The 8,115-nt window shown below is 66.8% G+C and carries 8 protein-coding genes and 1 pseudogene; 7 read left to right on the top strand and 2 right to left on the bottom strand.

The genetic code is table 11. From position 1 onward, the window contains the following. From WB461_RS04510 to WB461_RS04490, 5 genes and pseudogenes are all read left to right on the top strand, one after another. Positions 1–383: pseudogene (locus WB461_RS04510) on the top strand (hypothetical protein); the annotation flags it as partial. 165 nt (positions 384–548) lie between these two features. Beyond that, a complete protein-coding gene (locus WB461_RS04505; RefSeq protein ID WP_423851523.1) occupies positions 549–1,247 on the top strand; it encodes an anti-sigma factor in 699 nt (232 codons plus the stop codon). 52 nt (positions 1,248–1,299) lie between these two features. Next, the gene (locus WB461_RS04500) at positions 1,300–1,941 is read left to right on the top strand and encodes a histidine phosphatase family protein (RefSeq protein WP_423851522.1); all 642 of its coding nucleotides are present in this window, start codon (positions 1,300–1,302) and stop codon (positions 1,939–1,941) included. Positions 1,942–1,972: 31 nt separating this feature from the next. Beyond that, entirely contained in the window at positions 1,973–2,773 is an 801-nt protein-coding gene (locus WB461_RS04495; protein ID WP_423851521.1) for an SDR family NAD(P)-dependent oxidoreductase, read from the top strand. A 3-nt stretch (positions 2,774–2,776) separates the two neighbouring features. Continuing rightward, on the top strand, positions 2,777–3,535 hold the full coding sequence (locus WB461_RS04490; protein WP_423851520.1) for an SDR family oxidoreductase: 759 nt from the start codon (positions 2,777–2,779) through the stop codon (positions 3,533–3,535). Between the two features lie 32 nt (positions 3,536–3,567). Here the strand turns inward: WB461_RS04490 and metX are convergent, their stop codons facing one another. Then, entirely contained in the window at positions 3,568–4,677 is a 1,110-nt protein-coding gene (gene metX, locus WB461_RS04485) for a homoserine O-acetyltransferase MetX (protein WP_423851519.1), read from the bottom strand. Continuing rightward, positions 4,674–5,963, bottom strand: a complete 1,290-nt coding sequence (locus WB461_RS04480) for a bifunctional o-acetylhomoserine/o-acetylserine sulfhydrylase (protein ID WP_423851518.1) — start codon at positions 5,961–5,963, stop codon at positions 4,674–4,676. Before WB461_RS04480 ends, metX begins: the two co-directional genes overlap by 4 nt. A 186-nt stretch (positions 5,964–6,149) precedes the next feature. On the opposite strand from WB461_RS04480, the gene WB461_RS04475 reads away from it, so the two are divergent. Next, on the top strand, positions 6,150–6,809 hold the full coding sequence (locus WB461_RS04475) for an SIMPL domain-containing protein (protein WP_423851517.1): 660 nt from the start codon (positions 6,150–6,152) through the stop codon (positions 6,807–6,809). 182 nt (positions 6,810–6,991) lie between these two features. Continuing rightward, a complete protein-coding gene (locus WB461_RS04470) occupies positions 6,992–8,038 on the top strand; it encodes an alpha/beta hydrolase fold domain-containing protein (protein WP_423851516.1) in 1,047 nt (348 codons plus the stop codon). The last annotated feature ends 77 nt before the right edge of the window (positions 8,039–8,115 follow it).

Here is an 8,115-nt window from a genome sequence, read left to right as displayed (position 1 = left end):
TCACCTACTTCAAGCCGGGCACCGTTTCGCCCTACGTCATCGGTCAGGTCCAGCACGAGGGTTCGGGCTTCTCGCTCGAGGCCGGTGGAACCAAGGTCGAGATCACGAACCTGAACGTTGATCCGGGCGTCTCGCGCGTCTACGGCGACGTGTCGGTCAACGGCAAGTCCGTGGTCACCAGCGCCTACGTCCTGACGCTGAACGGCACCACCCTGAAGCCGCTCCAGGCCGAGGGTGACACCGCGATCCTCGAGGGCACCAAGGTGCTCATCAGCCCGGTCGCTGCAGGCCTGCTGAACGACGTGTTCAAGACTGACGCTGTCACCCAGGACCTCCTGGTCGGCATCGCCAAGATCACCGTGAACACCACGTCGGGCGACTGACACCACCACCCCTGACGGGGTTGCACGACTGAGCTGTGGGCGGCAAATTTGACCCATCCCTCCTTGACACAGCAACGAATTACTCTTGAGGGACAGCACCGCCCGAGCGCCAAGCGCCCGGCGGACCATCCAGACCACAGACCACCGACCAGTGAGGAGCGCACCATGATCGACCTGCATTCGTTCGCCGGTGCGTATGCACTGAATTCGCTCAACGACGCGGACCGCGCTCGTTTCGAGGACCACCTTGAAACCTGCGGCTCGTGCCGCGCTGAGATGCCTGGCTTCTTCGCCACCGCGTCACGGCTGGCGGAGGTCACGGCGGTCCGGGCACCAGATGCCGTGCGAGCCCGCGTGCTCGCAACGGTTGCCTCGACGCCCCAGATCAGGCCGGTCGTCGCCGAGCTCGAGCGGCACCGACGACTCCGTCGTGTGCTGCCTCGCCTCGTTGTCGCGGCAGTGTTCGCCCTGGGAGCAGTCTCGGCCGGCGGATTCGCTATCGAACGCGGGCACGCGCGCGACAGCCTGGTCACCAGCGAGTCGATCTCGGCGGTGCTGGCAGCTCCGGACGCCTCGACCAAGGCACGCGCCTTCTCCGGGGGCGGCAACGTGCGACTGGTCTCGTCATCCGCGCGCGACGTCGCGGTCATCGTCGCCAACGACCTGCCCAAGCTGAAGAAGGGCAGCGTCTATCAGGTGTGGATGATCGAAGGCCTGTCGGCTCGCTCGCAGGGCACGTTCGCGACGGATGGCACGATGATCATGCACGACCTCAAGCGCGCCGATCACGTTGCCGTGACGGTCGAACCACGAGGCGGCTCGAAGGAGCCCACCTCCGCTGCTGTCATATCGCTCGCGATCTGACCCACCTAGCAACCCAGGACGCAGCTGCGCGCCACGCGGATAGGCTGCCCGAATGGGATCGGTGCATCTTGTCAGGCACGGCCAGGCGTCATGGGGCAGCGACGACTATGACGTGCTCTCCCCGGTTGGTGTCCAGCAGTCGGTCGGGCTGGGCACCTCGTGGGAGGCCTCCGGGTGGGCGCCGGCCTCGGTCGTCGCCGGATCGATGAAGCGCCATGCGCAGACCGCTATCGCCGCGATCGACGCGTCCGGTCAGGGCGACGGCTATGACATCGACGCCGGGTGGGATGAGTACGACCACCTCGCCATCGCAAGAGCCCACGATCCGCGGGCGCTGACGAAGGACCCGAAGGCCTTCCAACGCCTGCTCAACCTCGCGCTGGATGAGTGGATCGCCGGCCGGGGAGACCACGCCGAGACGTATGAAAACTTCACGGCCCGGGTGATGGCGTCCTTCGCTGCCGTCGCCGGTGATGCCGGTCCCGGTCGGTCCGTCGCGGTGTTCACCTCGGGTGGGCCGATTGCGCTCGTCGCCTCTCACTTGTTGAGCGGCGACGGCGCCTTGTTCCAACGCCTCAACGACGTCGTCATCAATGCGAGCATCACGACAGTCATCGTCGGATCGACCGGACCGCGGCTGCTGGCCTTCAACGAGAGCACGCACCTGCCGCGGGACCTGATCACCTTCAGATGACCACTTATTCAGATACCGCTAGTATCTGAATATGCCGATTGCTCCTGAAGCTCGTGTGCTGATCACAGGTGCCGCGTCCGGGCTCGGGCTGGCCCTGGTCCGCCAGTTCGTCGAACGAGGTGGCCGGGTCCTCGCCACGGATGTCCATGAGGAGCGTCCGGCGACGTTGCGCGGCCTTGACGGCGTCTCCTACCTGAGCCTGGACGTGACGCAGGACGTCGACTGGGCAAAGGCGCGAGACTGGGTGATCGAGGAGTGGGACGGACTGGACTACCTGTTCAACAACGCCGGGGTAGCGGCCGGTGGCCGGATCGAGCTGTCCGAGATGGACCAGTGGCAGTGGATCATTGACATCAACCTGCTTGGGGTCGCCCGCGGTTGCCGCACGTTCGCGCCGATCATGAAGGAGCAGGGCAGCGGGCACATCGTCAACACAGCCTCGGCCGCCGGGCTGATCCACCCGCCGCGGATGGGTGAGTACAACACGGTCAAGGCGGGAGTCGTCGCGCTGAGCGAGACCCTCTTCCACGAGCTGAAACCGTTTGGCGTCAGGGTCTCGGTCGCCTGCCCGACCTTCTTCAGGACCAATCTGACCGACTCGCTGCGCGGCAAGGACGAGGCCGCCAACGCCTCGGCTGCGAAGCTGATCGACCGGGCCAAGCTCAGCGCCGACGACATCGCTGCACGGGTCGTGTCCGGTGTCGCCAGGAATCGGCACATCATTCTCACCGACCGCGACGGCAAGATGGCGTACGCCGCCAAGCGATTTGCACGTCCGCTGTACTACTCCATGATGAACAAGGCCTCCATCAAGATGTCGAAGAAGGACTGACGCATGCGCAAGAACGTACTGATCACCGGAGCGAGCTCCGGGCTCGGCGCTGGAATGGCCCGCATCCTCGCCGCAACAGGCCACAACCTCGCGCTGACCGCACGGCGGGTCGACCGTCTCGAGGCGCTTCGCGCCGAGCTCGTAGCGGCTCATCCCGACATCGAGGTCGTCGTCCACGCGCTCGACGTCAACGACCACGATCAGGTCTTCACGGTCTTCAAGCAGGCCATCACGGATCTCGGCGGACTGGACCGCGTCATCGTCAACGCTGGCCTTGGCAAGGGGGGCCGGATCGGCACCGGCAAGTTCCACGCGAACAAGCAGACCGCCGAGACGAACTTCATCGCCGCGATCGCGCAGTGCGAGGCCGCGATGGAGCACTTCTACGAGCGCAAGTCCGGGCACCTCGTGGTGATCTCCTCGATGTCGGCGATGCGCGGCATGCCATCGTCGATGACGACCTACGCCGCGACCAAGGCCGGCATCGCGATGGTCGCCGAGGGCATCCGCTCGGATCTGATCGGCCGCAAGGGTCTCGACATCAAGGTCACGACGCTGTTCCCGGGCTACATCGCCTCGGAGATGAACGAGGGCGTCCAGCAGGAGGCCAAGATGATGGTCGACACCGCAACCGGCTGCCGTGCGCTGGTCAAGAAGATCGAGGCTGAGGTCACCGACGCGGCCGTGCCGTCATGGCCGTGGGCGCCCCTGGGCCAGGTCATGAAGCACGCGCCGCTCAGCGTCGTGCGTCGCATGGTCTGAAGCGAGCCGTCGGTGGCGGATCGTCCACCGCGTCAAGCCAGCAGATCGCGGGCGAGCCGGCTCACCTGGTCGGACTCGACCAGGAAGCCGTCGTGTCCGAAGTCGGACCGGACGACGGCGAGCGGGGTCGCGCCGGGGATGCCATCGGCGAGCTCCTGCTGCTGGTACAGCGGGTACAACCGGTCGGAGTCGATGCCGGCGACGACCGTCCGGGCCGTCACCCGCTGGAGCGCCGAGGCAGTACCACCGCGGCCGCGGCCGACGTCGTGGCTGTTCATCGCGGCACTGAGCACGACGTAGGAGTTGGCATCGAACCGTGACACGAGCTTGGCACCGTGATGTTGGAGGTACGACTCAACCGCGAATCGGCCGTCGTCCTGCACATCCCGTCCAAATCGGCGGGACAGCTCGGTCTCGCTGCGATAGCTGATGTGCGCGATCCGGCGGGCGAGGTCCAGTCCATGCAACGGTCCGTGCGGGCCGTCGTAGTAGTCGCCGTCGAAGTACGCCGTGTCGGCGCGGATCGCGTCGATCTGCGTCGTCGACAAGGCGATCTGGTCGGCCGAGGCGTACGCCGACGTGGCGAGCAGAAACAGCCGCTCGACCCGGTCGGGATGCTCCACGGCCCACTCCAGCGCGCGCATCCCGCCGGCCGATCCGCCCATCACGGCGTGCCACGTGTCGATGCCGAGCGCATCGGCGAGCGCGACCTCCGCGCGCACCTGGTCGCGCACGGTCAGCGCGGGGAACGAGCCACCCCAGCGCAGGCCGTCTGCATCTTTGGAGGACGGTCCGGTTGAGCCCTGACAGCCCCCGAGGATGTTGGCTGCGACCACGTACTGGTGGTCGGTGTCGACGGCCCTGCCTGGCCCCACGAGGGCGTCCCACCAGCCCACGGTCGGATGTCCGGGCTGGGTCGGCCCACAGACGTGGCTGTCACCCGTCAGGGCATGCAGGATCAGGACCGCGTTGGAGCCGTCGAACTCCCCCCAGGTCTCGTAGGCGAGACGCACGTCGGGGATCGTGCGCCCGGAGTCGAGGCGCAGGTCACCGATGTCGATGAAGTGGCGTCGACCGACCGGATCCCCCTCCCGCCACGCACCCGTGACGAGAGAGGGATCGATGCTGGGACTGATCGTCACTTCGCCGCGCGGAGCCCGGCATCGAGATCTGCGAGGATGTCGGCGATGCCCTCGAGGCCGACCGCCAGGCGAACCAGCCCGGGCGTCACGCCGGCGGATGCCTGCTCCTCTGCCGACAGCTGGGAGTGGGTCGTGCTCGCGGGATGAATCGCAAGGCTGCGCACGTCACCGATGTTGGCGACGTGGCTGAACAGCTCGAGCGAGTCGATGAAGGCCCTGCCGGCCTCGACGCCGCCGGGGAGCTCGAACGTCAGCACCGCACCGGCACCCTGAGGCGCGTACTTGTCGGCCAGCGCCTTGTAGGGGCTGCTGTCGAGCGAGGCCCAGGTGACGGTGCTGACGTCCTGGCGCGACTGGAGCCACTCGGCCACTGCCCGTGTGTTCTCGATGTGGCGCTCGACGCGCAGGCTCAGGGTCTCCAGGCCCTGCGCGAGCAGGAACGCGTTGAACGGGCTGATCGCCGGTCCGATGTTGCGCAGGAACTGCACGCGGAGCTTGGCGAGATAGGCCGCAGCGCCAAGCGCCTCGGCGAACACCAGTCCGTGATAGCTGGCGTCGGGCGTGGTGAAACCGGGGAACTTGTCTCCGTGCGCCGCGTAGTCGAAGGTGCCGGCATCGATGATGACTCCGCCGACCGCGGTCCCGTGCCCGCCGATGTACTTCGTCGCGGAGTGGACGATCGTGTCGACGCCGTGCTTGAACGGGTTGAGCAGGAAGGGCGTGCCGATCGTGTTGTCCACGATGAAGGGGACCCCGACGTCCTTGGCGACCGCCGAGATGGCCTCGAGGTCGAGGATGTCGCCCTTCGGGTTGCCGATCGTCTCGCCGAAGAAGACCTTGGTGTTGTCGCGGGTCGCGGCACGCCACGCGTCGGGGTTGTTGGAGTCTTCGACGAAGGTGACCTCGATGCCGAGCTTGGGGAAGCTGTGGCGCAGCAGGCTGTCGGTGCCGCCGTAGAGGCTGGCGGAGGCGACGATGTGGTCGCCGGCCTCGGCGACGTTGGTCAGCGCGCCGGTCGTGGCCGACTGGCCCGAGGCGACCAGCAGGGCACCGACGCCACCCTCGAGGGCGGCCAGTCGCTGCTCGACGACGTCCTGCGTCGGGTTCATGATGCGGGTGTAGATGTTGCCCGGCTCCGCGAGCCCGAACAGGTCGGCGGCGTGCTGGGTGTCCCGGAACTGGTAGGACGTCGTCTGGTAGATCGGGAGGGCTCGGGCGCCGGTGGTCGGATCCGGAACCTGGCCTGCATGGATCTGCTTGGTCTCAAATGACCACTGGTCGCTCATGGTGTCTCCTGGAGGCGAGGGAGTAGAAGTTCTTGTTTCGAGAGTCGCACCGTCTCACCGTGTCGCAAGACCGTCTCAACATGCGGGACTGAGCCCCGGCTAAGCCATGGCGAGCCAGCGACATGAGTGACGACATCAGGGAAGAGTCCGCCTGTTTCGCGCCGCGTCCGATGGCAGGATGGCCGCATGGCACTTGACATCACGGTCCGCGGATCTGCGGAGCAGCGCTATCCGGCCGAACGTGCGGTCGTGTCGATGGCCGCCGCCGTCGAGAGCGACGACAAGCAGCAGGCCTTCTCGCGGGCCACCGCGATCCAGGAGCCGCTGGTCTCCCAGCTCAAGGAGCTCGTCGAGCTGCGGGCGGTGGGTGTCTGGTCCAGCGACCAGGTCAGGGTCTTCAGTCACCGTCCCCGTGATGCCGAGGGCAACCGTCTCGCGGTGGTGCATGTTGCCCGTATCCAGGTCAGCGCGGAGTTCACCGACTTCGAGCGACTCAGCGGCTTTCTTGACTTCTGGTCCGGCACGGACGCGGTCGAGGTGTCCGGTGTCTCGTGGGACGTCAGCACCAAGAACCGGCGGTCGTACGAGACCGAGGTCCGCAAGGCCGCGGTGGACGACGCTGTCGCAAAGGCCCAGTCATATGCCAACGCCGTGCGGCGCGGCAAGGTCGTCGCCCTGCAGATCGCCGATCCGGGGATGCTGACGCATCCTGTCGGGGGCCGGGATTCGATGCCGGAGCTGACCCGGGTTGCGTTCGCTGAATCCGGACGCGGCCCCGGGCTCGACCTGACTCCTGAGGACATCGTCATCCACGTCGACGTGGACGCTCGCTTCCAGTCTGACTGACTGTACCGCGCGAAAATGCCCCCTGACCTGCGCAGATATCGTCTCGCGACTTGAGTTCAAGACATACCGAGAGTATGGTGCAAGGCGTGTGGTCCTTCATGTACGAGCGCGCCAGCACCCTGGTGGGTGCCGTGAGAACGCCGCGACGGCGGGAGAGATTGGCTTTGCCCGGCCGCGGACCGATGAAGGTCGTCTACGAGCACGCCGTGGTGCACGAGAGCTACAGCCTCAAGTCGCGCGTGCTCCAGCGCGCGATGCGGATCGTCTTCAAGCCGGTCATGCGCTACACCCCGATCAACGAGCGGTCGATAGCTGCGGTGCAGACCCTCGACGGCCTGTCGAGACGTCGCCGACGTTCGCCGCACATCGTCGGCCAGGCGTACGAGCTCGGCGGCGTGCGGGTCGAGGCGATGAAGCATCGGCACGGACCGGACAGCGACATGACCCTGATGTACCTCCACGGCGGGGGCTTCTTCTCCGGCAGCATCCAGACCCACCGACGGATCTGTGAGCGACTCGCGCTCAGGACGGGAGCGACCGTCATCTCGGTCGATTACGTGCAGCTGCCCCAAGGATCGCTCGCGGACTCGGTGGCGGACGCGATCGCGGCGTACGCCGCGCTCGTCGAGGTGTCGGACCATCCCGACAAGATCGTGGTGGCGGGTGATTCCGCCGGCGGCTACCTGACCATGAAGATCGCCGAGCTCGCCACGCGTCGGGGCCTCCCGGCGCCGGCTGCACTCATCGGGTTCTCCCCGCTGCTCAGCGTCGACCCCGACCGCCACGACAAGGCTGTCGAGCGAGCGATCCGGGCCAAGGACGCCTACCTGCCGATCAAGCGGCTGGCGCAGATGAGGGAACGGTGGCTGCCCGAGGACGCCCGCATCGAGGGGTACGCCTCGCCACTGCACGCTTCGGCGTACATTTCGTCGCCGACCTTCCTGGTGGCGGTCGAGGACGAGATCCTCCGGCCAGAGGTCGAAGCCATGGCGCTGCTGCTGTCGGCGCGTGGTGTCGAGGTGGAGACCCATCTGTGGCGCAAGCAGGTGCATGCCTTCCCGGTGTTCGCCGATGCGCTGCCAGAGGGAGAGATGGCGCTACGATTGGCCGCCGACTTCGCCCGACGCGCCATCGGGGAGCCGGTCCGGATCCCGACCGAGGATCCCGGTGCGCACGAGGAGACCATGTCCGGCGAGCTCCTGCCGGACCGTGACGACTCGATCGCGTGAGGCGCTGCACGGTCTCGCCCGGGCGGATCTTTGCGTATAAACAATCAGGCTTGACTGTTTGTGCGATTGGCCGCATT

The sequence above is a fragment of the Aeromicrobium sp. genome (assembly GCF_049587115.1).
In the GTDB taxonomy this organism is placed as follows: Bacteria; Actinomycetota; Actinomycetes; order Propionibacteriales; family Nocardioidaceae; genus Aeromicrobium.
This window is presented reverse-complemented; position numbering and strand designations above follow the sequence as displayed.

Coding starts and splice junctions, on each gene's coding strand:
- WB461_RS04505 (WP_423851523.1), top strand. CDS start 549: ATGATCGACCTGCATTCGTTCGCCGGTGCGTATGCACTGAATTCGCTC.
- WB461_RS04500 (WP_423851522.1), top strand. CDS start 1,300: ATGGGATCGGTGCATCTTGTCAGGCACGGCCAGGCGTCATGGGGCAGC.
- WB461_RS04495 (WP_423851521.1), top strand. CDS start 1,973: ATGCCGATTGCTCCTGAAGCTCGTGTGCTGATCACAGGTGCCGCGTCC.
- WB461_RS04490 (WP_423851520.1), top strand. CDS start 2,777: ATGCGCAAGAACGTACTGATCACCGGAGCGAGCTCCGGGCTCGGCGCT.
- WB461_RS04480 (WP_423851518.1), bottom strand. CDS start 5,963: ATGAGCGACCAGTGGTCATTTGAGACCAAGCAGATCCATGCAGGCCAG.
- WB461_RS04475 (WP_423851517.1), top strand. CDS start 6,150: ATGGCACTTGACATCACGGTCCGCGGATCTGCGGAGCAGCGCTATCCG.
- WB461_RS04470 (WP_423851516.1), top strand. CDS start 6,992: ATGAAGGTCGTCTACGAGCACGCCGTGGTGCACGAGAGCTACAGCCTC.